Source organism: Paenibacillus sp. FSL F4-0100 (genome assembly GCF_037993005.1).
Lineage (GTDB): Bacteria > Bacillota > Bacilli > Paenibacillales > Paenibacillaceae > Paenibacillus_AQ.
The window spans coordinates 430,519-456,272 of the sequence record NZ_CP150303.1 but is presented as its reverse complement, the minus strand read 5'-3'; the positions used below and the strand labels follow the sequence as shown (position 1 = coordinate 456,272).

The 25,754-nt window shown below is 50.8% G+C and carries 13 protein-coding genes; 2 read left to right on the top strand and 11 right to left on the bottom strand.

What is annotated here, in order from left to right; all coding sequences use genetic code 11:
• Position 1: 1 nt before the first annotated feature.
• The 4 genes from tnpA to MHH48_RS02010 form a co-directional block, all read right to left on the bottom strand.
• Positions 2-403, bottom strand: coding sequence for an IS200/IS605 family transposase (gene tnpA / locus MHH48_RS02025; protein ID WP_076322513.1), 402 nt, complete (start codon positions 401-403; stop codon positions 2-4).
• Positions 404-893: 490 nt separating this feature from the next.
• Complete coding sequence (locus MHH48_RS02020; protein ID WP_076322514.1) at positions 894-5,858, bottom strand: pullulanase; 4,965 nt, start codon at positions 5,856-5,858, stop codon at positions 894-896.
• An 858-nt stretch (positions 5,859-6,716) separates the two neighbouring features.
• The gene (locus MHH48_RS02015) at positions 6,717-8,294 is read right to left on the bottom strand and encodes a S8 family serine peptidase (protein ID WP_144023443.1); all 1,578 of its coding nucleotides are present in this window, start codon (positions 8,292-8,294) and stop codon (positions 6,717-6,719) included.
• Between the two features lie 96 nt (positions 8,295-8,390).
• Positions 8,391-8,864, bottom strand: coding sequence for a hypothetical protein (locus MHH48_RS02010; protein WP_076322516.1), 474 nt, complete (start codon positions 8,862-8,864; stop codon positions 8,391-8,393).
• A gap of 494 nt (positions 8,865-9,358) precedes the next feature.
• On the opposite strand from MHH48_RS02010, the gene MHH48_RS02005 reads away from it, so the two are divergent.
• On the top strand, positions 9,359-11,275 hold the full coding sequence (locus MHH48_RS02005; protein WP_076322517.1) for a beta-N-acetylhexosaminidase: 1,917 nt from the start codon (positions 9,359-9,361) through the stop codon (positions 11,273-11,275).
• Between the two features lie 118 nt (positions 11,276-11,393).
• On the opposite strand, the gene MHH48_RS02000 is transcribed toward MHH48_RS02005, so the two are convergent.
• On the bottom strand, positions 11,394-12,713 hold the full coding sequence (locus MHH48_RS02000; protein WP_076322518.1) for a sulfatase-like hydrolase/transferase: 1,320 nt from the start codon (positions 12,711-12,713) through the stop codon (positions 11,394-11,396).
• 371 nt (positions 12,714-13,084) lie between these two features.
• Between MHH48_RS02000 and MHH48_RS01995 the strand changes: the two genes are divergently transcribed.
• Positions 13,085-13,729 (top strand): AraC family transcriptional regulator, encoded by a 645-nt coding sequence (locus MHH48_RS01995; protein ID WP_256720516.1) that lies wholly within the window; start codon positions 13,085-13,087, stop codon positions 13,727-13,729.
• Between the two features lie 129 nt (positions 13,730-13,858).
• On the opposite strand, the gene MHH48_RS01990 is transcribed toward MHH48_RS01995, so the two are convergent.
• The 6 genes from MHH48_RS01990 to MHH48_RS01965 all read right to left on the bottom strand — a co-directional run bounded on the left by MHH48_RS01990 (position 13,859) and on the right by MHH48_RS01965 (position 25,507).
• Complete coding sequence (locus MHH48_RS01990; RefSeq protein ID WP_076322519.1) at positions 13,859-14,842, bottom strand: hypothetical protein; 984 nt, start codon at positions 14,840-14,842, stop codon at positions 13,859-13,861.
• Complete coding sequence (locus MHH48_RS01985; protein WP_076322520.1) at positions 14,842-15,330, bottom strand: sigma-70 family RNA polymerase sigma factor; 489 nt, start codon at positions 15,328-15,330, stop codon at positions 14,842-14,844. The genes MHH48_RS01990 and MHH48_RS01985 overlap by 1 nt, the downstream gene beginning before the upstream one ends.
• Before the next feature lie 181 nt (positions 15,331-15,511).
• The gene (locus tag MHH48_RS01980) at positions 15,512-21,784 is read right to left on the bottom strand and encodes a 5'-nucleotidase C-terminal domain-containing protein (RefSeq protein WP_076322521.1); all 6,273 of its coding nucleotides are present in this window, start codon (positions 21,782-21,784) and stop codon (positions 15,512-15,514) included.
• Positions 21,785-21,966: 182 nt separating this feature from the next.
• The gene (locus tag MHH48_RS01975; RefSeq protein ID WP_076322522.1) at positions 21,967-22,920 is read right to left on the bottom strand and encodes an ABC transporter permease; all 954 of its coding nucleotides are present in this window, start codon (positions 22,918-22,920) and stop codon (positions 21,967-21,969) included.
• 6 nt (positions 22,921-22,926) lie between these two features.
• Positions 22,927-23,982: an ABC transporter permease gene (locus MHH48_RS01970; protein WP_076322523.1), complete on the bottom strand. Its 1,056-nt coding sequence runs from the start codon at positions 23,980-23,982 to the stop codon at positions 22,927-22,929.
• On the bottom strand, positions 23,975-25,507 hold the full coding sequence (locus MHH48_RS01965) for an ABC transporter ATP-binding protein (RefSeq protein WP_076322524.1): 1,533 nt from the start codon (positions 25,505-25,507) through the stop codon (positions 23,975-23,977). Before MHH48_RS01965 ends, MHH48_RS01970 begins: the two co-directional genes overlap by 8 nt.
• Between the last annotated feature and the right edge of the window lie 247 nt (positions 25,508-25,754).

Here is a 25,754-nt window from a genome sequence, read left to right as displayed (position 1 = left end):
ATCACTTCACTTTCTGGTTTTGTATATACTGTCTAATTTGAGATTCTGTATTTTCGCTAACTGTTGCTACAAAGTAAGATGGGTTCCAAAGATTCCCTCCCCAAAGCTTCTTCTTTAGCTGAGGAAACTCTTTAAACAACAATCTTGCGGATACTCCCTTCAATGCTTTAATGATAGAAGGGATAGCGTGTTGTGGTGAGCATTCGACCAACAAGTGAACATGATCACTGTCACTTTCGATCTCAACTATTTCAAAGTTGTTGTCTGATGCTATCTGACAAAGCATCTCTTTAAGTCTTTTGTCTACACCGTTAAGCAACACCTTATGGCGATATTTCACACACCATACGATATGATACTGGATTGAGTATACGTAACCTCGTCCATGTTTAATTTCAGACATATATTACCACCTCTTGTTTTAGAGTAACATATGTCATTGCAAAAAAAACCATATTTTTATTGTTTCATAGGCGTAAATGTTAATTAAACACCAAACATATGTCGGACAATCGAAGTATCATATGACACGCTTTGCCCGAAGCTTTCTAACGCACGGCTAATTTGCGAAAGCTGGCTCATCAAAATTACATAAATAATCCAATGGTTCTGCGACAAAAGAAACAAAAAAAGTCCTTCAGTGAAAGCCTGAAAGACTTCTATTTTTTAAGAGAAGAGCTCGATGTCTGGGTTCAAGGCCCAGCCGAACTATTGATCATCCGAATCGACCGCTGATGTAATCCTGCGTACGGCAATCCGCGGTGGGCAAGGAATGCATACTTGCTATCTGTTAGGCGGATGAGTAAGGAAAAAAAAGATAATGCTGTTCGTATGACGGTAAAAAGAGCCGCTGGAATCCTCCAGGGCTCTTCTTATTGATATTCCGTCGGATATTACTTCACTTGATTCAACAGATTGAGCACAGCCTGTGCGCTTTCAGCACGGGTGGTCTTGGCATTCGGCGTAAACGTGCTGTTGGCATGTCCCTTCATCAAGCCAAGGGACAAGGCTTCCTTCACCGCTTGGACTGCCCATGGAGAAATTTGCTGCTTATCCTTCAGGTCCGGTGCTTCTGCTAAAGAAGAGGCGTTCCCCCTGGTCCGGTATGCACGATAAAGCATCACAGCCAGCTCCTCGCGGGTGATGGCCGCGTTCGGCGAGAAGGTGTCCTTGCCTCTGCCATTCACCAGTCCATGCTGATAAGCTGCCGCAATCGCCGAAGCATACCACGCTTCGCCGTCCACATCAGTGAAGGCCGTGCCTTGCGTACTTTCAAGACTCAGGGCACGAACGAGCATTGCAGCGAACTGCGCGCGTGTCAGCGACTGATTCGGGCTGAATTTCGTATCGCCGGTGCCATTTACAATATGCTTCGCGGAAAGCTCTTTTACCGCTTGCTCGGCCCAATGGCCGGTAAGGTCCACAAACGATTTATCATATTCCAATGCAGCATATGTGCTGAATTGGCTGACTTCGGCCGTCAGCAGCCCGTTTACCAGCTTGCCGCCAGCATATTTCAGTTGGCCTTGATCCGAGATATGGTAGATGCCGGCCAGCTTGCCGTGAATAGCGCTGTCGACTGCAAAACCAAGCGTTACGGGTGCTATGAAATTCTCCAGTTTATATGCCTTGCCGTCTTTCGTGCGGACGGAAAGCTGGAAATCATATAGCTTGCTGCCCTGCTTCAGTTTAGCCTTCTCGGAAGCAGCTGCTTTGGCTACGAGTGAGGCAGCCATCTGCGATCCAACCTCTTCCAGCTTAAACGAGATAACCGCATCCTTAGCCTGATCGGCCGGTACGAGCTGGTGCAGCGCTTTGAGCAGCGCGGACGGAAGCTGTACAACCACGCCGTCCCACTTCAGCTCCAGCGGCTTCTCTCCCAGAATGTCCCCTGCTGTCAGCGGCAAGAGAACCTCGATATCCTCGGCACCCAGCTGAATCGTCACTTTCTCTTGTCCGCTGCGCAGCGACTCTTCGTTGACGATCCGCTGACCCTGATTCGGCTTCGTTCCCGGATCGGTCGCCGGATTGCCGCCTGCTCCCCCGCCTCCGCTTCCATTTCCATTTCCACTGCCAGGGTTGCTGCCGTTGCCACCGTCATCGATCTTAGCTTTCATTTTAATTACAACGGCCGTCAGAGGTTCAAGCGTAATCGAGCCGGAGGATAACGTAAATCCGGACTTCGCCTTGACGCCGGTCGTGCCCGCTTCGTCGTTATCAACCACCACCGTGCCTGAGGTCAGATCCTCGCTAAGCGTCAACGTTCTCGACTGGTTATCCGCATTAACGAACACATAATAATTGCCGGTTCCGTCCGTGGCTTTATTTTTATACGCAATGACCAGATCCTGCGCTTTCACCTCGGGAATCTGCAGCAGGATCACATTCGAATTCACCATGGACTGATCGCCCAGGCGGAAAGCGTCGGACGATTTTCTTAACTCGATCAGTCCGGTCGTATATTCCCGCGTCTTGTTGTTCTCCGGATACTTGGTTTCATCCGTTGCCTTTTCCCAATCAAACATGTTAATGGCATCAGAGGAGTCGTAGGAGTCGTGGATGAAATAACCGAAACGGTTTCCCGCCTCGTCCTCTAATTCGTGATATTTTTGCTCGGGCACACCCTGACCCAGCCATTGCTTGGTCCGCCCGTATTCCTGCCCTGCATGGAGGAAAGCCGTTCCTTGCGAAGTCAAAGTAATCAGGTTGCCCAGACGAATGCGTTTATGAATCTCCAGATCATTCGTTGCTATCGAAGGGTCCTTCTTGATAGACTGCGCAATGATGTCGTACAGCGGCAGATTGTCATGGGCTTCAATGTATTGAACGATGTCGCCCGGGTCATCTTCCTTCGTGTTGCTAGGCTGCGCCTTGATATTGTTGAAAATCGTTTGGATGTCGCGTGCGCCGCCCGTAATGAATCTAGGCTCACCTTCATTGCCGAAGCCGGATTTCAGCTCATTGCGGAACTCATCCGAGAAGACGCCGACGTCGTCCGTCTTATCCATCCAATTCTGGTCTGCCCCCTTGCCTGCCAGGGAAGGATCCGACAGATGTCCGCCGAAGGTGACCCAGCCCTCGCCGATAAACAGAGCGTTCGGGTTAATGGAGGCTGCGGCATCATAGGCGTTCTGTACAGCCTCATACGTGGCGTCGCCCATCATGTCCCAGCGCATGCCGTCGATTTTGTATTCGTCGAACCAGTATTTCACGGAGTCTACCATCAGCTTCTCGGCCATCTTATGGTTGGTTGCCAGGTTGTTGCCGAAGCCGCCGATGAAATTGCCGTTGGCGTCCTGGAAGGCATAATAGTTCGGCACGATATCATTCAGGAAGTCTGCCTTGGCCATATGGGTGTACACCACGTCCAATACGACGCCCATGTCCGCCTCGTGGATGGCGTTAATCATCGCTTTCAGTTCCTTGATTCGCAATTCCGCATCCGTAGGATCCTCGGAGTAAGCACCATCAGGAGAGAAATAACTGTGCGGATCATATCCCCAGTTGTACTCATTGTCTTTTGCCGAATATTCCAGCTCCCTGTTCTTCATGGCAGCTTCGTCCCCGTAATACCACGCCATCACGGGCAGCAGCTGAACATGGGTAACGCCTAGGGACTTGATGTATTCGAGCTTCTCTTTGAATGCGTCGTAGGATCCCCAAGTCGCGTTATGCAGATCGTTCTCAATCGTCGGATCCGACGTAAAATCCCGGACGTGAATCTCCCAGATGATGGCGTCTTCCCGCTGCTCATAACCAGGAATGTCCGCAAAACCGAAGCCGGCAGGATCCGTTTGACTCAAGTCGACGATAGCCGCTTTGCCGACGGTATCACCGTCCGGTCCTGCTTCACCTTTGGTGTTCACTCTGAATTGCGCCATCGATTTGGCATATGGATCCAGCACGGCTTTCGTCACACCGTTGTTGGTCACTTCGTATTGATAAAAATATCCTCTAAAATCCTGAATTCCGATATCTCCCGGTTTCAAATGAACCGACCAAACCCCTTTATCGCCTTTTTGCAGGGTTACATTGCCGATCAACTGCGTTGCATTATCCTTGCTGTACACATTCGCGGTGACCTCGGTTGCCGTCGGTGCCCACAACTTGAGCTCGGCCCCACCGGACTGATAAGTCGCCCCGAGATCATCGCCGTCGTACGCGTACATCTCATCCAGCATTCTCCAGCCGGTCGAAGCCGATACGGTTTTTCCGGCGTAGGTTACCTTAAGCGGAGTCTGATCCAGCTGGAATAATGCCGACACTTCGATGGTAGTGTTTCCGACAATCTTCACGTCTTGAATGGTAACCGTATGGTCGTCCTTATCCTTGATCTGCAGCTCATTCTTCAGCGTATCCGCTTCCAAACCATCGGTCATCGTAAATCCGAGCTGGAGCTTTCCGGGAGACAATACCTCTGCCGAGACTAACCCTGTAGGCACCTCCCCATGCGGAGATGTATAGACAGTATTGTCGCCTTCTTTAATGAACAGATGCTGGTATCGGTCTACCAGGGTAAAACCTTTGTCGCCGCCGTCTTTCCCGGCATCTCCCTTGGACGGATCCAGCACGAGGAAATTAATCTTCTGGGCCTCCGGCTTCATCAGTACGTCCACGTAAGCGCCGTAACGGTCGGTTTGGCCTGGAGTGAACATGGTGGCTCCTGTCGGCCAGTCTTTCGAAGGCGCAGCGACATCATCACCCCATATCCACAAACCGTACGAATCGTAGTTCTGATCCTGCCGTTGATAGTGGATACGCACGGTATCTGCAGGCAGGTCAACAGGCTCAAAGCTATATACCGTATCGGAGCCTTCCTTGAGCCATACTTCGTTCATGTCCGGCGAGGTTAAGGCAAATTTTTTGTCGCCGCCGTCTTTGTTGCCGCTAATGCGGTCGACAACGACGATCCCGACTTTTTGGGCGCCGTCCTTGAGCGGAATGTCGACGAAGGCGCCGTAGCCGTCCTGCTGCCCGCTCGGGAATGGCGTTGCCCCTGTCGGCCAGTTGGCTGACGGAACTGCAACGTCATCAAAAATCCACAGACCAATGCTACCGTAATTCACGTCTGCCCGGTTGTAATGGACGCGCAGATGGTTAGCGGGAACCGGCGTTCCCGGATCTGCAGGCACCGTGAAACGAGCGGCAACACCATGATCGTTCGCATTATAGCTGAATGTAACCTTCACATCTTGCGGCAGCTGAAGCGCTTCCCGATTAGCGGGGTGAACCGCGCTTGCCGCATCGCTGCCCAAAGCGATTTGATACTCATGATCCCCTTCGTACACGTCGGCTGTCACCGTGTATACATTGTCATAATCGGAATCCTGCATGATCAAGCGCGCATCCGTAGGCGACCAGTCGGCCGCTTCACCAATACCCGACTGGAAGCTGCCGATCACTCTTGGAAGCTTATCCGCTTCAATCGGAACGTAGTATGTAGAATCCGCGATCCGGTGGCTCTCGTGGTTGTAATAAAAAGTAACCTGAGAGTCCTGAGCGAGCGTTATTAGAATGTTGCCATCCTTGCTCGCTCCGCTTGGATTGGAATAATTGGTGGAACCGTAATTCTCATCCCACTTACCGTCAATCGCGATCTTGTACTCGTACGATCCAGCGGGCAAGTGACCGGTAAAGCTGTATTCTCCGTTCCCCATATTCTTCATGGTTGTCGCGGCGGCGGCCGGGTCCCAATCTCCGCTATGGCCTAGTTCGGATTGCAGAGTCCCCACCAGCGTAACTTGGCTTGGCGCGTTATTGGCACTGGCCGGTGATGGCGGAATGGCAAGCATGGAGAAAATCAACGAAAAAACCATGATGATGGACCACGTTCGTTTGCTTGAAACCGTCATTCTCATGAAACAAATAGCCTCCTTCTGTTCTTGGATTAGGTACAACAGCTGATGTTATGTTGATGCCAATTATTGCGCAAACGCTTGCATAAACGGGTTTGAGCTTCCATCAAGTAAAGTACGACAATTACTGACAATGATTGGAGGAGTGGTCCGAAATATAGAATGAAACAAGGATAGATGAAAGCGATTATAGTGAAAACGTTTGCATTTTTTATTGTAGTATCCAGGCTCCTTCTCGTCAACCACATTTTGACCTGTTTTCATAATGAATTTTGCGACTCAAGAGAGGATTCCTCCAGCAGCATCTAGCTCTAACAATCGGATAGGAGAGGAGGCTACCCATTAGTAGAGTAGCCGGCCCTCCCACCACCGTACGTACCGTTCGGTATATACTCGAGACTTACGATTGTTCGACCCTTCCCGAAAAAACTTCTCGGTAGTATTGCCTCTGCTGACTTCTCACAGCAAGCTTTACTCCGCCGTTCGGATTTTTTTCCTACTTGACGTCTGTGAGATCTCCCCGGGTGAGAGAGATAACCTTCCCCTCATCCACCTACTACATTAACGCGATGGGGTTCTGGCAGTATTGGGCTTTGCTTTGTTAGGCAAGTTCGTCCGTCCCATCCTGCATTGTATATGATTTCTGTTCGTCAGACCGAGGGTTTGCCGCCGGCTTCCTTCAGATTCCGCCTCGCGGCGGACACTCTTGCCTTTACTAGCAGTCCTACGCCAAGCCTGTAGCGGACTTTCATCGCCAATTTATCGCCCTTGCCGGGCCCACCAAACAGAACAAAAGCCGGCCCCCATAAGGTTGGGCCGGCTTTTGTTCTGTTGTTTTGGATTTCTCATCCTAAACATCTGTCATGGAACCGATATTTGCCCTGCCCAATCCAAGGCATAAGTAGCTGAATTATAGGCTAGGACCCCTATGGTGTAGTTGCCCGTTGCTGTTGGCTTAAAACTAATCGTTTCCTGAGGAAGAACTCCTGTACTACTCTGGATCGCCAAATCTAGTCTCAGTTGTCCATTCTGAATAGGCTCAACCCCCGGTTTCCATATATACAAATCCAGGTCTGCACCATTTTCATCATTGATGATCAGTGTGTTGGCGAAATAAGCATCTGTGCTATTAACCTTAATATTGTATAAATTAATGTTGTTCGCTGCTATATTTGTTTGTGCTCGAATATGATTACGATAGTTATCGAAAGAACCGGTAGAAGACCCTGACGCAGCTTTAATCGTTTGATGGCCTAGGATGAGCCCGTTACCATAAACTTTATCATATCCCGACATCCCATAATCTTCTATTTTAAAATCATATTTAAGGCTCCCATTACTAGCATGAAGCATTAGAGCTGCTAATCCGGTAATCATGGGAGTTGCCATTGAAGTTCCGGTGTATGTAATATATTCGCTAGTAGAGTTTGCCTTAGCCGCGCGAATAGAAGTTCCAGGTGCTGCCAATGTAGGACCTTCCGATCCGGTTCCCCGGTTGGACGAAGCATTTAGATACCATCCTCCTTCGTAAGGGTCCGCCACATTCGCAACAGATAACACGTCCGAACATTTGGCCATATGATTAAGTGAGCCATAGTCCGATCCTGTTGGTGTATTACCAGCAGCCACCACTGTAAGTATTCCGTTATTGGCCGCAGTAGACACCCTGTTGCAAAAGCTTGTGTTGGCCGATCCTGAACTGCCTAGACTTATATTAATGATATCAATTCCATATGTGTCCTTGTTGGCAACAATCCAATCCAACGCACTCAGTATATTCTGGGTAGAACAACTTGTATTGCTTGAGCATACCTTGATTCCCACGAGAGCTGCACCAGGGGCCACCCCTGTTTCTATTCCGGGATCTCCCGCTCCCGTTCCAGTTGCAATACTGGCAACATGCGTTCCATGACCCAGATCATCATATGCTGTAGTTGAGGATGTATTCACAAAGTCCTTCCAACCTATAATTTTGCCTCCACTCAAATCAACATGTCCACTATCAATACCCGTATCAATTACTGCGATCACTGAGTCGTTTTTGGAATACGATGCCTTTCCATCACGATTTCCTGTTACTCCGTAGTCACTTCTTCCCTTTTTAATTCCAGTCATCTCGGTAGCACCGTTCAAATAGATTTCTGATTGTTGTTCGTCCGGCTCACCATATACAGACACTACATCGTCCGGGGTTGAAAGGGAGGCTATTTCATCCAATTGCAACAATTGTTCAATTTGATCGGTTGTTAAAGTGGCAAAAAAACTGTAACCACCAAAACCATTCAAATCTGTGATGTTTCCATTGAATATTTCCGATTCCCTTTCTATGAATTCTTCCTTCGTCATCCCTGCATCGTAATTCAGCATGATACTTACGTCTATTTTCCCTTGTGCATGTAATGTCTTAGCCTGAAGTCTTTCTTTCAATTTGTCCAACATTTTCGAAGGGGCTGTCAAGGTGTTTTCCGAAAACCATAAAAAAAAGACCCAATACTTCGCCAAATGAATCGGCGTAGTACGGGCTTCTCAACATATTTAATAGATGGACATCGTATCCGATGGAAGTGACATGGTGGATACTTCATCCCATGTACTCACTTCCTCAATTTCTTTGATTGTCAACTTGGCAAAAAAACTGTATCCTCCGAATCCATCCTTGTCCGTTACAGCCTCCTTAAACGTAGCGAACTTCGTTTTCAAAAAATTTTGTTTGGATATGTTCAGATCATATCTAAGCATAATGCTTACTTCGATCTGTTCTTCTATTTTATTCAGTTTATAGTCGTCCATGAGCGTTTGCAATGGTTCAAGGATTACTGCACCTTTCACGGTTCGTTCCCCTTCCACTTTTTGTTTCTCTCTTTCGACCTTGGCTGAAGGGCAGATTTTTTGGACTTTCACTTTTTTGACAGCAGGTGCCTTCAATTCTGCTTCTTTAGCTGAGGCTGCTGAAGGAACAAATAAGAGACATGCGATTAAGGAAATGATTACTTTTCTTTGTGTCTTCATCAAATTCCCACCTTATCATTTTTTTATTTACAGTACTTTCCTATTCAGACGTGAATTGTCCAGTAAATGTTTCGTTGTAACCTCACTTTCTCCAGAATAAATTAATCCGGACTGGACCGGACTAAAAAAAATAGGTTCAGCTCTAATATACGTTCATGTCACATATCATCATCATTATTATTACTATTTTTTTGAAACGGGATGATATCTTTTTCATACATATCCCCCATGTTTATAATTATCTTTGTTAGCATGCTTACGGAAATTATTGAATACTTGAATATAACCTATTCCCCTTTCATATACATAACCACTTACTTTGTTATCCAATGTTCTCGCTTAAGCGAGAACATTAGCGTTTCCAGTATGATGAATTGTAACGGCACCTTTTCTCAAACTAATGATTGATTTCCCACGACGATTCCCATAACATTAAACATTATAATGATATAATGTTTAATGTTCGCAAAATCATGGATGCAGGGGGATTTCATATGAAATTTCGTTTTGAGGGCGCTGTTACGGATGTCATGCCCGGCATTCAGCTGCTGCTGGATGAGCTTGGCGTAGAGCTCGGGGAGGACGGAGTCCCCGTAGAGGTAGCCTTGTCGGATGGAGATCTGGAGGTCGGCAGGGACCGGACTCACACCTATATTCGTTACGGACGAAAACATCAATTTTTCCGGGGACTCGGCTTGCTGGTTCAACATAGCCGCCAAAGCGATACGTTCCACCTTCACGAACGTCAGCAATTTGACCGGATCGGCCCGATGTTCGACCTGTCCCGCAACGCCGTGTTGACCGTGGACAGCTTCAAGCTCATGCTGAACAAGATGGCCCTGATGGGGATGAACAGCGTGATGTTATACATGGAGGATACCTACCAGATCGAAGGCGAGCCGTATTTCGGTTATATGCGCGGTCGCTACACGCAAGCGGAACTGAAAGCCATTGACGATTATGCCGATCAATTCGGCATCGAGGCTTTCCCGAGCATCCAAACCTTGGCGCACCTGGAGGAGTTTCTGAAGTGGGAGCCCATCAAACATTACCGTGATACGAAGGGGGCCCTTCTTGTCGGCAGCGAGCAGACCGATTCCCTGATTGAACGGATGATCGAGGCTGCCAGCGCTCCGTTCCGCAGCAACAAGATTCATATCGGGATGGACGAAGCGGAGGAGCTCGGACGGGGAAAATATTTGGATCACAACGGTTATGTGAGCCGTTTCGACATTATGATCGCCCATCTGGACAAAGTCCTGGCTGCCGTCCGGAAGCGCGGCCTGAAGCCAATGATGTGGAGCGACATGTTCCTGAAGCTCGCTGCCGGCGGAGGCGGCGATGCGGCATATTACGACAAGGAAACGTCGATTCCAGAGGATATGGCCCGCCGCATCCCGAAGGACGTGGACATGGTGTACTGGGACTATACCCATATGGAGCCGGAGGACTATAAGAAGCTGATCGCCAATCACCGTCCGCTGGGGTGCAACCTCGTGTTTGCGGGAGCCGTCTGGATTTTCAACACCTTCGGCGTCAACTACGGTTTGTCACTGAACGCTTCGGATGTTGCGCTTCAAGTGTGCAAGCAGGAGGGAATCCGCGAGGTATACGCCACGATGTGGGGCGATGACGGCAACGAAGGAAATCCGTTCGCGGCGCTGCTCGGTCTGCAGCTCTATGCCGAGCATGCCTACTCGGAACAGAAGCCGTCCCCGATTCAGTTGGCGGAACGGGTGAAATTCTGTACGGGCATCGATATGGATACATTCCTCCTGCTTAAGGATCTGGACGAAATCCCCGGCCAGGAGCCGAACAACGCCAAGCAGAGCAACCCGTCGAAATTTTTGCTGTATCAGGACGTGCTCCTCGGGATGTTCGACAAACAGATCGAAGGCCTGGACCTCTCGAACCACTATGCCGAACTGGAGCAAAACCTGCGAGCGAAGCGCGATAGCAGCGCCGAGCTGGACTATCTGTTCGATATGCCAGAGAAGTTGAGCGCCGTCCTCAAACGCAAAAGCGAGATTGGCATTTTGCTGAAGAAAGCCTATGACACCAAGGACACCGATACCTTAAGGCATATGGCCAAGGTCGTGCTCCCTGCCATTTCCAAAGCCGTTCAAGAGCTGCGCATTGTCCACCGCACGCAGTGGCACCGGATGTTTAAGCCCTTTGGCTGGGAAGTCATCGACATCCGCTATGGCGGCGTCATTACTCGCCTGGATACCGCATCGTTCCGCATTTTGGAATACGTTGAGGGACAGACGGCAAGCATTGAAGAGCTTGAGCAGAAACGGCTGGTGTTCAGCACGACCAACCGCGACAACCACAAAGGGGTCGGCTGGTGCAGTCATTATTATCGCATGGCTTCGCCGAACGTGTTCTACCATGTGCTGAATCCTTTTTAAGGGTCCCAGCTACCGGAATCTGCTGATACCTGTCACCAACATATATGAAAAAAGCCCCGATGCCGGGGCTTTTTTTTGCATAATCGCTAAGGCTTATATGATTCGCTCTAATCCACGCTTATGATCCGTTACTTTGCACTTCCTCGTACCAGGCTCGCACATCCCGGCTAAGCCGTTCCACGATCTCGGGGTAATGGTTCGCCAGGTTGGAGCGCTCCCCGGGATCCTTGGACGGATCGGACAGATGAACCTGATCCGGAACCACGCGGTCGAAATCAAGTTTCCCGTTCAGCACCAGCTTCCATTTCCCTTCCCGGACAGCCAGTTGGCCTTGATACTCCCAGAACAATTGCTTATGCGGCGACGGCTCGCCCATTCGCAGCATCCCCTTCAGGCTGCTTCCATCCAGTGCAACGCCTTGAAGCGGTCCCGCCGCCGGATCGACGCCCGCCAGATCCAGAAAGGTCGGTACGATGTCCATCATGGCCGCCACCTCATCGCGTACTTGTCCGCCCTCCAATCCGTTCGGCCAGCTTAGTATGGCAGGTTCGCGGATTCCGCCTTCAAACAGACTTGCTTTATGCCCGCGAAAGATCCCCGCGCTCCCGCCGTAATAAACGTCTTCTGTCCCGTCCAGCCAGTTCCGGCTCTCGGAGGACGGTCCGTTATCGCTGGAGAAAAAGATGACCGTATCCTCATAACAACCCGCTTCCTTCAGTGCCTTCACAATCTCCCCAACGCCGTCATCCACCGCTGCAATCATGGCGGCCATGACCTGCCGATCCCAAGGCAAATGCGCAAACCGGTTCATGTATTCCTGTGGTGCATGCATCGGATAATGCGGCGCATTGTATGACGTAAACAAGAAGAACGGAGCCTTCTGCTCCCGAGACCGCTTAATGAAATCAACGGATCGTTCCGTAATCAGTTCGGTCATATACCGGCCGTTCTCCCAAACCTCCGTTTCGTTTTCCCATAGATCATGAAGGGGATTGACGCCATGGGCTTGGCCCCAATAAAAGATGTGCGAGTAAAAATCGACGCAGCCCGCCTTAAATCCGAAAAACTCATCAAACCCATGCGCGTTCGGACTGGTTTCCTCTGACAGACCCAGATGCCATTTTCCATACAATGCCGTTCTGTAACCGGCGGGTTTAAGCGCCTTCGCCAACGTTACCTCGGCGGCAGGCAGGCCATGCGAGCCGCGCTTCGCCCCCAGGATTTCACCGACTCCCGCTCTGACCGGATACTTGCCTGTCAATAAAGAGGCTCGTGACGGAGAGCAGACCGGAGAGTTGGAATACCAATTCGTAAAACGAATGCCTTCATCAGCCAATCCGTCCAGGTGCGGGGTTTTCACGGTTTCCGAACCGTAACACCCAAGGTCCCCATACCCTAGATCATCGCAATATACGACGATAAAATTCGGTTGTTTCATATCTTAATTCACCTCTACTATGTTCGACTTGTTCCTCATCATCGTACCCTTTGACAGGCCCACAAGGAATGCTCAATCCTTGCAATCGTTATACAATATGTTGCATAGTAGCAACAATAAGAAAATGATCAGGAACAGCAAGCAGGAGGAGACGTGACAGTGAACCCAAGACTATCCAGAGAAGAATACTTTAACAATCCGGTTTCATTTGAGACAAAAATGGGATTGTGGATATACAAATCCGGTACGCACCCCTTTTTCACCGAAAAAGTCGGTCCCCGGTCCGTCGGATTTTATAGTATACATTTCGTTGCCAGCGGCAAGGTGCAATTCGGATGGGACGGCAGTAGCGTCTCCGCTCGGAAGGCGACTTGTTCTGCCTCTTCCCCGGCTCGGTCTATACCTATGTCAAGGACTGCGAGCAGCCGTCTACCACGATCACCTGGACGGCTTTTATGGGCGAGTTGATGCCATCCATATTGAAGCATATCGATTTATGTCCGGAGCGGCCCTATCGACAAAACGCCTTCGGGGACGATACCCTGGCGATCATCAAGGAGATTCAGAGATTGCTCCGGCAGCCCCAGCTAGACCACAGTCTTCAGCTGATGTCATTGGGATTCCAATTGATCCACAGCATCAATTCGAACCGGCACCAATCTCCTTCTTCTGCTGCATCCGACTGGCTCGGATCCATCCCCGGGTATATGCAGCTTCACTGTACCGAGAACCTGTCCGTGGAGGAGCTTGCCGCGTGGGCCGGCGTGCATCGCAGTCACTTTACCCGCGCGTTTACCCGCCGATACGGCATCTCTCCGTCCCGCTACATGCAGCAGTTGATCATGGAGAAAGCGACCCGCCTATTATCCGCCGAGGGCATCAGCATCACGCAGACCGCTTTATCCCTGGGCTATTCGGATTTGTTCACGTTTTCCCGCGCCTTTACCCGGTATTTCGGAATGACGCCGAGTGCATTCGTGAAAGCGAACCGCCCATCATCGACGGAACGCGAATAGCAAGGGACCGCCATGCGATAAAGGGGGCGCCATTAGCGACCCTACATCAACGATTAGAGGCCATCCGATTAGGGATAGCCTCTAGTTTTTTACATTACCTTTTTTCGTTGCTATAAACGGTAGGACGACCTACTCCTCCATCAGCTTCCACAGCGTGGTGAACGCCTCGTCCTCCAATTGAAAGAACACAGGCGCGTTGGCATATCGCACATATTGGCCGCCTTTAAACAATCTTAACTGGACCTCCGTCCCGTCCTGCAACTGGATATATAGAAACTTCTGCTCGCCCGACCCGGTCTCGTAGATCCCTTGCTCAAACAAAGGTTCGGCCGCTACCGGCTTCGCCTCGTATAACGCCTCGACGAAAGCTTGCACCGCCGCATCACCAGAAAGCTCGTGTTGCTTATTCTCGCCCATGTTCCAGCTGTCGAAATCCTGCCATTTGACAGACGTCATGTTCCCCATCAGATTCAGCTTGCCTATGATATCCTCGCCCTTGGCCACCGTAATCCCGTTTAGATGCTCATACAATTCAGCATAGACTTCTCCGTCGTGCTCCATGTAGGACATGATTCTAAAATCGGCGTCATATCCCTTAACCGAGAAAATGTCCATTTCTCCGATTGTTGAAGCAAGCTCCGTGTAATCATCGGAGGAGCTCCACTCCGTAATCCCTGATTTCGACCGACCGAGCTTGTCGCCCCGCAGCTGCTTGGCAATTTCCGGCGTGATTTGCGTACCTGTTTGGGTGTAAATATTGCCCTGGTATACAACCAAACCGATCATGTCGGCTTTGACGTTGCTCTCACCCGGAAGCTCGATTTTCGGGATGGTTACCGGATCATGACCGGCCTGGGCGGTCGGCGGGGTATGCTCTCCAGTCCCTTGCGTTTCCGGAGTATAGGTAACAACGGGAACATCTTCACGATTCAACATTATTGAAACAACCAGGACTAGCCCCAACATAACAGCCATACTAACGCCAGCCATACCCCACCGATTCCTTCTTGTCGTCTGATACTGATTTTGTTTCATTCCTTTCATCAGGCGCTCCTCCAATCCTTTATCAGGTTCTATTCGATCTATCAATGTTTTGTAGTCATTCCGATTCATCAATCGTCCTCTCCTTCCAAGTCCATGCGCAGCAGCTTCCTGCCGCGCTGAAGACGCATCTTGACCGCAGACTCATTAATCTGCAAGATCCCGGCGATTTCCTTAACGGAATAATCCTCGTAATAAAACAGATGGATCACCGACTTATACTTGAACGGCAAACTCATGACGTTATCCATCAGGGTTCGTTCCGTCGGCTCCACAAAATAATCATTCATATGCTCCATTTTGGTTACCCGCTTGCGCCACAGGCTTCCTTGCATGTTCTTGCAATGGTTCGTAATCACCCGAATGAGCCAAGCTTTCTTATGCTCCTGATTGCTGAACTCAGGTGATTTATATATCAGCTTCATAAACGTCTCCTGAATAGCTTCTTCTACATCCTGTTTGTTTCCCAGGTACACCATCGCTATTTTAAAAAGCATGTCGCCGTATAATTCATAGGTTTCCGTAATATCTCCGCCCGGCCGGAGCGAATCGATCTGCATCGCCTTTAGACCTCCTTTTACCCTTAACACAGTTATGGACGCGAATCGGTCACATTTTGTTTATAGTTTTTTCGGATTTAAAAAGGGGCTACCCCTAAAGGTAGCCCTCCTCTTGATCCTATTTCGGCTTATTTCACGTAGATTGCTAACTCAATCTGCATCCAGCCGCTATACAATATGTTTATTTGGTATACGTCAAATCCTGCATCATGCGATGGAGCACAGCAGCACTTTCCCCACGGGTGGCACTCGATTTAGGGTTGAAGCGCTGATTCTGGTCTCCGTTCAGAATACCAAGAGCCGCCAATTCATACACCGCTGTCTTGGACCAACCACCGATCGAGGTCGCATCGGCAAAATGGGCTTTTGCCGCGTCGGCTTGGTTGTATCCGGCATACTCCAGCGCGTTGTAGGCCATCACCGCCATCTCTTCGCGCGTGATCGTCCGGTTCGGCTTAAAGGTGCCGTCCGTGTAGCCAGTAATGATACCGGAATCGACCGCTGCCTGGACAGCTCCGGCATACCAGTCGGATGACACCACGTCCTGGAAGCTGCCTGACGCAGCGTCTGCAGAAAGGCCCAATGCCCGGACGACAAGCGCTGCGAACTCGGCTCGAGTGACCGATGCGTTCGGAACAAAGGTCTGCTCTGTGCGTCCGGTTACGATCATTTTGGCCGCAAGCGATTCAACGTCTGCCTTGGACCAGTGCGTAGCAATATCCTGGAACGTTACCGGGTTCTGCAGCACCAGGTACGTGCTGTTGGTACGGCTATAGATATCGATTCGTTGACCATTCACCTTGAATGGTACCGGCGTATATTCATTGCCGTTTCCGCCCACTCGAACAACCGCAATATCGGTCAAAGCATGCGCTTTGTCGACATTCAGGGACCGCTTCACATACGATTGGAATGAACCGAGCGTGATGGTCTTGCCATTACTGGACTTCGCTGTCAAGGTGTAGCTCACAGCCTGCAGCGCATGATATCCTTTGGAAGCTGCTGATTTAAGAGCATCCGAATCCACTTCAAGCTGAATGACCAAGTGAAGGCCGCTAATATCCGATCCGGTTTGCGCAGCCAGAGCTTGGAGATTGATCTCCTTCTTCGGAAGCTCATAGCTTCCGTAAGGCGTCGCTACCACCAGCACCTGTGCGCTTGTTTGATCAAGCCATGCCTGGAGCGCTTCATTCTCGATGGTAACGGATGAAGAAGAGATTGGCTGCGTGCTTGTTACCTCTACGGTAATTTTCCCGCCAACAGGCTGTTTCAGTGCTTCCTTCATGGCAGCCCCAGTGACGCTGCCTGTTGCCACACCATTCTCCACCTTAACCGGAACCTTTACCTTGCCTGGTTCGACCGGAGGTGTCGTGCCAGGATTCGAAGGATTCACGGGAGGCGTCGTCGGTCCTGGAGTTCCAGGGGTGCCCGGGTTCCCAGGGTTCCCCGGTCCAGGCTCTCCCGGTCCGCCCGGATCAGGTCCTCCTGGAAGCGGCGCTCCCTTCAAGTCCGTAATCCGTCCTTCGACGGCGGAGGTTTTGGCTGTGATGGTGCCTACTTTTTTCACATAGTTCGAGAATACTTCATAGTCAGGCTTATAGAGCAGGTTCACACGCCCTTCCAGATAAGCCTTCTCGAGCGAAGCATAGAAGTCGCCGCCTTTAGCGGTAAACGCGTTCGTCGCTACCTCGTAGGATTTATTCATATCGATCGGCTCGTATCCGTTCTTGCCTTTGACCTCGATACGCAGGACGCGTGATCCAACCGGCTTGGTGGAGTCATAGATAAACTTCATGCCCGCGATATGCGGGAAGCGCCCGTCCTGTGCCGGCGTCTTGGAAACCCCGTTCTCCATGGCTTCTTTAATCTCGGCGCCCGTTAACGTAATCGTGACCAGATCATTGTTAAACGGAAGCACCGTCATCACGTCACCCATTGTGACTTTGCCTGCCTCAATGGATTCGCGTATCCCGCCGCCGTTCTGCAGGGCGATGACCGCATTCGTGCCGGCCGCTTGCGCCGCATCCAGCATGCCATCGGCAATCAGGTTGCCAAGATTCGTTTCCTTCGTCCGCACGTCGGCACGAACGCCGTTCAGCTTCACTTCGGTCAAACCGACTTCCGTTTGTTTTAGTTCCTCCACGCCCGGCTTATATTTGGTGTTCAGAATTTGCAAGGCTTCGGGATCCGGCTGTACCGCGTATTGGCCGGCACTATCTTTCTCGTCAACGGAAATGAGGTTACTGTTCCACTCCTGCAGAACACCCTCGTCGTCAAATACGACCTCAAACCGACCTAAGAATTGTCCTTTTTCCCCTGTCTGCACGATCAGCTTCGGTTCACTGTCCGACCTGTCTACGACCGCTTGATCCAGCTTGGTATGACTGTGACCGCCCACGATGATGTCGATGCCTTCAACTTCCTTAGCAAGGTTAACGTCCACGTCATAACCGAGGTGCGACAGCACGACGATTTTGTTAATGCTTTCCTTCTGCAGCATCGCCACGGTGTCTCTTGTCTTTTGCACCGCATCATCGAAGGTGACGTCTCCAGGCGAAGCGATGTTCGCCGTGTCTTCGGTTGTAAGTCCAATGAGGCCAACCTGCTCCCCGTCTACCTCCATGATGATGGCCGGGTAGATGGTTGCATCCTTGGCATCCCGGGTCACTTCATTCTTGAATTTCTGGGTCAATAAAGCATCGGCCGAAAAATTCACGTTCGAGGAAACAAACGGGAATTCCGCATGCTCAATGAAATCGTTCAGCACCTCAGATCCTTTATCGAACTCATGGTTACCGAAGGTCATGGCATCATATTGAACCAGGTTCATGAACTCCAGATCCGCCAGTCCCAAATATTGATTAAAATACAGCGTGCCGGAGAATACGTCCCCTGCATCCACGAGCAGAGGATTGACCGCGTTTGCTCTGGCTTCCTTGATCGCCGTCACCCGGCGCGCAATGTTATCCGGCGAGTTTACGGTGTCCAGATTGGCATGCGTGTCATTGGTATGCAAAATCGTCAGCGGGAAGCCGTCCACGGCTTCTCCCTTCAGGTCGATCTGCGCGACAACCGGATCATGATCCGATACGCGACCCTTGGAAACCGGGAAGTCGGCATTCAGATGAACGACATCGGCTTGCGCTGAGCGGGTCAGATTCTTACTGACGAGAATATGATCCAGCACCTGCGAGTTCCCGTCATACGTGTAGGTATACCTCTCCTCGAGCGGAAGGGTATCGATCAGATTGTCTAATTCGTTTCCTTTCAAAATGTTCGCCGTCTCGGTAAATTGGAAATCATTCAAATCTCCCAGAACGACGACGTTCGCATCAGGGTTAGCGGACACAACGTCTTTCACGAACCCGTTCACGACCGCTGCAATCTGATGGCGCTGCGTTTCGCTGGAGAGAACCGGCGGCTGGGTATTGCCGAATGGTCCTTGGTCCCCGGATTTCGAGTTAAAATGATTCGCGATGACGATCACTTTCTCGCCCTGGAATTCGAACTGTGCGGCCAAAGGTTTACGCGACGCGTTGAATGCCGCATTCAGCGGATCAATCCGGCCCGGATTCAGGGTTAACTGATCCTTTGCCGCATCATACGCAACGGATTCCGTCGAGGAGCCCTTTTTGCCTTGAACGCTGTCGGATAACTGAACATGATCCGCGTTGTAGAGGAACCCGACCCGAATGTTCGCTCCCGGCGCTCCCCCATCGTTATTATTCACCGGATCAATGTCGGTAAAGCTGTACGTGGGTCCTCCCGCTGCCTTGATGGCGTTAATCAAGGTCTGGTAGCTTTGGTCTGCCGCGGTAGTTCCATTGTTCTGCTCTCCGTTGTTATCCTGTACTTCTACGAGACCGATAATATCCGGAGACTTGATGTTGTTTACGATCGACTCCGCCAGCTTGTTGATTTTAGCGGAGCTAACACCCGGATAGAAATTCTCGATATTATACGTCGCCACTCTGAGCTGTCTGTCATTCACGTCGATAGTGGATACCTCTTGCTTAAAAGAGCTGCTGTTGATTGCAGGCAACTCGCCTTTAGCCGGAATCACCTTGAAATTACCACTGTTATAACCGATTACGCCGATCACATCATTGGCAAACGTATCGCCGGTGCTTACTTCTTGCCCCGGATTGCCGTAAGCAATTATAAGACGCTGCGGGTTGAAATTGCCTTGTTCTTTCAGAACGAGACCGCCCGCAGGCGTAATGACATCCGCGGTATCATTCTCGACCCGGGTCGCAATGTTGTAGGTTCCGCTGCTTGTCCAATACGGACTAATGATCGTTGGCTGCGGAAGTCTGACCAGCATGCCCTCCAGAGATTCGTAGAAGTCGATGGCATCTTCGTCCGGATCGAACGTTGTCATGCTGTCATTATCGATAATGGCGGCAGGAATCGGGCGCCCGCCTTTACCTAAGGTAACCGGTTCGGGCAGCTGCTGAGCCTGATCAAGCTTCTTGATGGATTGCAGCTCGATTTGGGTGGAGGTCAAGTTACTGGAGCTTCCCTCGTTAAACTCGGCCACTTTTCCGGTTACGCTCACCAGATCTCCGATTTGAGGCCGGCTTGGATCTGTGGAATACACAAAAATCGCATCCGAGGTATTCGGATTGGAATCCGGCTTCGGATCCTGGATATAGAATCCCTTGATATTGCCGTTAGAGAACGTATAACCATATTGGGTTACAACACCTTCAATATCAGTTACCGTCTGTCCTGTATACGGCGAAGTATGGTCCTCGCCTTGAATATCCGCGATGCGCGGCTGCTGAGTAACTTTATAAGCAAATTCGTATACCTTGCTCACATCTGCACCCGAGACAACAACCGCTTTGATGGTCGTGTCACGGTCTATTTGAATCGGTGAGCTGTACTGTGTACTAGCTTGCGTCGGGTCTGACCCATCGAGCGTATAATAGATGCTCGCCCCTTGCGTAGGGCTGGACAGCGCCACCGTTCCCCCGATGATGATCGGTCCCGCACCCGGACTGGCAATCACGGAGAACATCTCCTCGATTAAGGCATGCTCGCCGAGAGGGATCAGCTCATAGATGTTGCCGAACTGCTTGACCACGCCCGTGACGCGGCTGAAGGTTTTCACCGTCTTCAGCTTGGACAATCCGGAATAGATGATGAATTCATGCCCACCTTGCTCGGCCGTGTATTCGCCAGGTCTGTTCTCAGATTTGATAGTCACATCATCCAAGTAGACAAGCCTTGCCTCATAAGTCTCCCCTGCAGCTTGGGATAGATCAGCTCCGGTAATTGGGAGAGCCTGCGGCACTCCGACTTGGTTCCCTGTCACGTCATGCGGCAGCAAGGCGTGCGGTTTGATCTCCTGAAGATTGTTATAAATCTCCATCACGCCGGCCACGCTCACCCGATCGCCAACGCTGGCATTGAGGGGGTAGTCATAGAGAACAATACCTGCTGCGTCGTCTTGAATGTAGGTTTCTCTGCCTTCGATATGCGTAATGACGCCTTCCGTCCAGACATGCTCTCCTTTTGCCTTGCTGCGGGCTTCAGCGACAGACGTTTGCGTTAAAATATCATATTGGAACGAGGAGACCGGCCCATCCGGCAGGCCATCTTGGACTACATAGGCATCCACTCGCGTAGGCTCGTTTATGGTGATCGGGCCGTTGACGAGCTGGAAGCCGGAGCCGTTTCCGCCGGACAGATACACATCCGCATAGACGGAAGCCCCTACCGTAGGCGGATACAGCGTAATCTTCGTACCGGCAGGCCAGGCGTTAGGCTCCGGATTAGCCGTTACCATTCCCAAGCCCGTGCCCGGAGTGACCGGCGTAGCTGGACTCGCGCTGTTCCGGGGCTCCGGTGAGGTAACGGTAAAATCCGCTGCATTGTTATCCGTGTCGTGGCCGCGGTCATTTTGACCAACGGTCAATTCCTTGCGGATCGCAGCCGTACTGTTAGATAAAGCTACGGTCGGACTCGTCTCAGATTCTGAAGCCGATCCATAGCCAATGAGGTCGATACGATCGCCCGCGGCGTTTACCAGATCTACTTTGCCGTTAGAGCCGCTCAAGTTCAGCGATCCTTGAACATTAGGCGCCGGTAGAGTAGCACCTACCGAGCCACTACTCTGTTGTTGGATTAAATAATAAGAATAAGGCTCTATAATACCAGTTAAAGAGGTCGTGCCGTTAAAACTGCCTGCTGCGCTTGCATAACGTACCTTCCAGCCTGTAAGGTCAACCGGACTGCCGGTCGGATTGAACAATTCGATAAAATCATGCGTATAAATGGCCCCGCTATTCCCGCCGCCGCCATATACCTGGCTGATCACAACCTGATCATGTTGGGGAGCAGCCTCAGCCACCTTCATGGAACTGAAAGGAACGATGATACTCAGGAGCATTACGATAGCCATAAACATACTTAGCTGCTTTTGGCACCTATGTAATCGAATGCGCATTCAGGTTTTCACTCCTCTATTCTATTAAATTCTGTAGCCTTATTTACTATATATACCAGAGATGTTTTGGGAGTTCTAACCTAAAGTATGCTAAATGTAAAAAAACCTCCGATAGACCTAGCCCTAAGTGGGCATAAGCATATCAGAGGTTCTAGATGTGTTACATCGACTTGCGCAATCCGTTACCGTTTACCTGAATCGAACGGCTCCCCTACGGCTTTCGGCGCATTCGAGGATTTGGAGAAAATCACGAGTGCGATCAGCGTGACAACATAAGGGAAAATCTTGAGAATGACCGGCGGGATCACCGCCAATGACGGGATCACCTGCGATACGTTGGCTACCGTCGTGGCAAATCCGAAGAACAAGGTGGCCAGCAGGATGCCGAGCGGCTTCCATTGTCCGAAGATCAAGGACGCCAGAGCCAGGAACCCTAGTCCTGCAACGTTCCCCGTAAATTCACCGGAATACGTCAACAGAATGACAGCCCCCCCGAGTCCGGAAAAAGCACCCGAGATCATGACGCCGACATAGCGCATGGACTGCACCTTAATGCCGGCTGCTTCCGCTGCGTGCGGATGCTCGCCGCAGGACCGGAGACGCAGACCGAACGGTGTTCTGTACAATATTAGTGCGCTGAGCACTAACACTAACAGAACAAGCCAGGTTGTTGCATAGGTTTTGGTAAAAAACAAATCCCCAATAACCGGTATCTTGGACAGCACAGGCACATCAAACGGTGCAAAACCATTCGTGATGCTGATCTTGCCGCTACCCGTAATGTTACGGGCAAGGAAAATCGTCAGGGCACCCGCGATCATATTGATCGCCGTACCGCTTATGATCTGGTTGGCACTAAGGTTGATGCTCGCAAAGGCATGTAACAGCGAGAATAGTGCACTCGCTGCCGCTGCTGCCAATAATCCTACCCAAAGTACCCACGATTGGCCGGGCCATTGGGCCTGCATTTTGAATATGACAAAGGCTCCGATGAAAGAACCAACAATCATCAAGCCGTCAAGGCCGATATTGACGACCCCGCTTCGTTCACTGAACAGCGCGCCCAAGGCGGTAATCAAAAGCGGGATCGTGTAAGCGATGGCATACGGAAAAATCTGTTCAATCGTTGTCCACATATGTCCTTACTCCCCCTGCTTTTTATTAGCCGCGCGACGCAGCTTCATTTTACGGTATAGTCGTTCGATCAAGATGCTGGTTGCCGCAAAATAGATAATGATGGCGATAATCGAATCGGCGATTTCCGGCGGAATCTCCGTCATGGCATTCATAAACCCTCTGCCCGAATAGAGAATTCCGAAGAACAAGGCCGACACCAATACACCGATAGGTGCATTGATTCCAAGCAGAGCTACGGCAATCCCGTCAAATCCCTGGCTCGGCAGAATGCCGATCTGCATGCTGGAGGCATTCCCCGTATACTGTGCAACACCCGCGAGGCCCGCGAGACCGCCGGAGATGAACATGGACAGCACGATGCTGCGTTTGACAGCGATACCCGCATATTCGGAAGCGTGCCGGTTGAATCCGACCGCCTTCAATTCATACCCGAGCGTTGTTTTGTTAATAAGGAAAGCGACGACCAGAACAGCAATAACCGCGATAAAAAAGCCCAGATTGACATAAGAACCTTGGAACATATCGCTTAGCCACTGCTGATGCAGCATAGCTTCCGGCGGAAGCTGACGCGATTCCGTCTCCAGGCTCGCCCCTTTGAAGTAACCCGGAATGACATAATAAACGGTCCAGTAGGCCGTCCAGTTCATCATGATCGTGGATACGACCTCGTGCACATTATATTTAGCCTTCAGGAAACCTGGGACAACCGCCCATAGCGCACCGCCGATAAACCCGACCAGTACCATGACTAACAGGAGCAGAGCCCGCGGCAGGTCCAGCGAGAGGCCGACAGCCGTCGCGCAAAATCCACCGAACAGCATCTGGCCTGCAGCACCGATATTAAACAGTCCAGTGCGGAAGGCAAAAGCCACGGACAGACCGGTTAAAATAAGCGGAGTCGCCGTCGCCAGCGTATTTCCGATCCGCTCCGGGTTTTTGAGTCCACCCTGGATGAGATACTTATACCCTTCTACCGGATTATGTCCGGTCAGCGCCATAAGCAGTGCCCCCGCAATGAGTCCGAACAGGACGGCAAGCAACGATTTTACGCTGTTATTCATGTGGTGCCTCCTCTTTTTGATACCCGGCCATCATCAGTCCGAGCTCTCTTTCGTTCGTTTCGGAGGTTTTAACGATACCTACCAGTTCACCGTTGTTGATAACGGCAATGCGGTCCGACAGATTCAGCACTTCATCAAGCTCCAGGGAAACCAGCAGAACGGCTTTCCCCTTGTCGCGCTGTTCGATCAGACGCCGGTGAATATATTCAATCGAGCCTACGTCAAGGCCCCGAGTCGGCTGGACAGCAATAAGCAGATCCGGATCGCGCTCTACCTCGCGGCCGATGATCGCTTTTTGTTGGTTACCGCCGGACATCGAACGCACGATCGACCGGCCGCCCGTTCCGGAACGCACATCAAAACTCTGAATGATATGCTCCGCATGCTTGCGGATCGCTGCTGGCTGCAGCAGCCCGTTCTTGGAATACGGTGGGCGGTTATACACCTCGAGGATCAAATTCTCTTCAATCGTATAATCCAGTACGAGGCCCCTCTTTTGGCGGTCCTCTGGAATGTGGCCGATTCCGCTTTCATTTCGTTGACGGACAGATAGACCGTTGAGCGTTTTTCCATTCAAGCTCACCGTTCCGCTCTCCGCCTGCCGAAGTCCGGTAATGGCTTCTATCAGTTCCGATTGACCGTTACCATCCACGCCTGCAATGCCCACAATCTCCCCGGCATGCAGGTCCAGACTAAAGCCTTTGAGCGCATCAACTTTCTTGCTGTTCTTTACCATAAGCGATTTGATCTCCAGAACGGTTTTACCCGGATGGCTCTCTTGCTTGTCCACCTTAAAGGATACGCTGCGGCCCACCATCATTTCGGCCATTGCCTCGCGGCTCGTGTCTGCCACTTCTACGGTGCCAATCGTCTTGCCGCGGCGGATGACGGTGCAGCGGTCCGCAACCGCTTTAATTTCTTTCAATTTGTGGGTGATCAGAATGATCGATTTGCCTTCATTGACCAGGTTTTTCATAATGCCCTGCAGATCTTCGATTTCCTGAGGGGTCAGTACGGCGGTCGGCTCGTCAAAAATGAGCACTTCCGCGTCTCGGTACAGCATTTTGAGAATTTCCACTCTCTGCTGCATCCCGACCGAAATATCCTCGATTTTGGCATACGGGTCTACATTGAGGCCGTATCGCTTGGACAGCTCCTCGACCCGTTTGGCAGCCGATCTCACGTCCAAGCCGAAGAAGTACTTGCGCGTCTCGCTGCCCAGAATAATATTCTCGGTCACGGTAAACGGCTCGACCAATTTAAAATGCTGATGCACCATCCCGATTCCGAGTTTGTTCGCGACGTTCGGATTCGAGATCCGCACGTCCTTGCCGTTGACTTTGATTACGCCACGGTCAGGCTGATACATGCCAAACAGGATGCTCATCAGGGTGGACTTGCCCGCCCCGTTCTCACCGAGCAGCGCATGAATCTCGCCTTTTTTCAACCTAATCGTGATATCGTCATTGGCCACGATCCCCGGAAATTCCTTGCGGATGCCCACCATCTCGACAACATAGTCCATGGTTTTGGGTCCTCTCCTTCTTTTTTGTTAAATATCTTCCTGTGCATAACTGCTTTTAAAAAAAACGCGGATCGACTCACTTCCAAACAGCCAGAACGCAGTTACATAGATCGATTTCTACATTCAATATCAGGATGCAATCGCTTGCGCCGGTGATACGGTCTGATACCTAAAATAGCCCCACAAAGTGGAGCCTATGCTTCGATGCTTGTTCCAAATACTTTGCGGGGGCCCCAAAACATATAAA

What these genes read in the sequence shown, in the direction of transcription:
- tnpA (WP_076322513.1), bottom strand. Translation starts at nt 403, where the DNA reads ATGTCTGAAATTAAACATGGACGAGGTTACGTATACTCAATCCAGTAT.
- MHH48_RS01980 (WP_076322521.1), bottom strand. Translation starts at nt 21,784, where the DNA reads ATGCGCATTCGATTACATAGGTGCCAAAAGCAGCTAAGTATGTTTATG.
- MHH48_RS02005 (WP_076322517.1), top strand. Translation starts at nt 9,359, where the DNA reads ATGAAATTTCGTTTTGAGGGCGCTGTTACGGATGTCATGCCCGGCATT.
- MHH48_RS01970 (WP_076322523.1), bottom strand. Translation starts at nt 23,982, where the DNA reads ATGAATAACAGCGTAAAATCGTTGCTTGCCGTCCTGTTCGGACTCATT.
- MHH48_RS02020 (WP_076322514.1), bottom strand. Translation starts at nt 5,858, where the DNA reads ATGAGAATGACGGTTTCAAGCAAACGAACGTGGTCCATCATCATGGTT.
- MHH48_RS02000 (WP_076322518.1), bottom strand. Translation starts at nt 12,713, where the DNA reads ATGAAACAACCGAATTTTATCGTCGTATATTGCGATGATCTAGGGTAT.
- MHH48_RS01990 (WP_076322519.1), bottom strand. Translation starts at nt 14,842, where the DNA reads ATGAATCGGAATGACTACAAAACATTGATAGATCGAATAGAACCTGAT.
- MHH48_RS01965 (WP_076322524.1), bottom strand. Translation starts at nt 25,507, where the DNA reads ATGGACTATGTTGTCGAGATGGTGGGCATCCGCAAGGAATTTCCGGGG.
- MHH48_RS02010 (WP_076322516.1), bottom strand. Translation starts at nt 8,864, where the DNA reads ATGAAGACACAAAGAAAAGTAATCATTTCCTTAATCGCATGTCTCTTA.
- MHH48_RS01975 (WP_076322522.1), bottom strand. Translation starts at nt 22,920, where the DNA reads ATGTGGACAACGATTGAACAGATTTTTCCGTATGCCATCGCTTACACG.
- MHH48_RS01985 (WP_076322520.1), bottom strand. Translation starts at nt 15,330, where the DNA reads ATGCAGATCGATTCGCTCCGGCCGGGCGGAGATATTACGGAAACCTAT.
- MHH48_RS02015 (WP_144023443.1), bottom strand. Translation starts at nt 8,294, where the DNA reads ATGTTGGACAAATTGAAAGAAAGACTTCAGGCTAAGACATTACATGCA.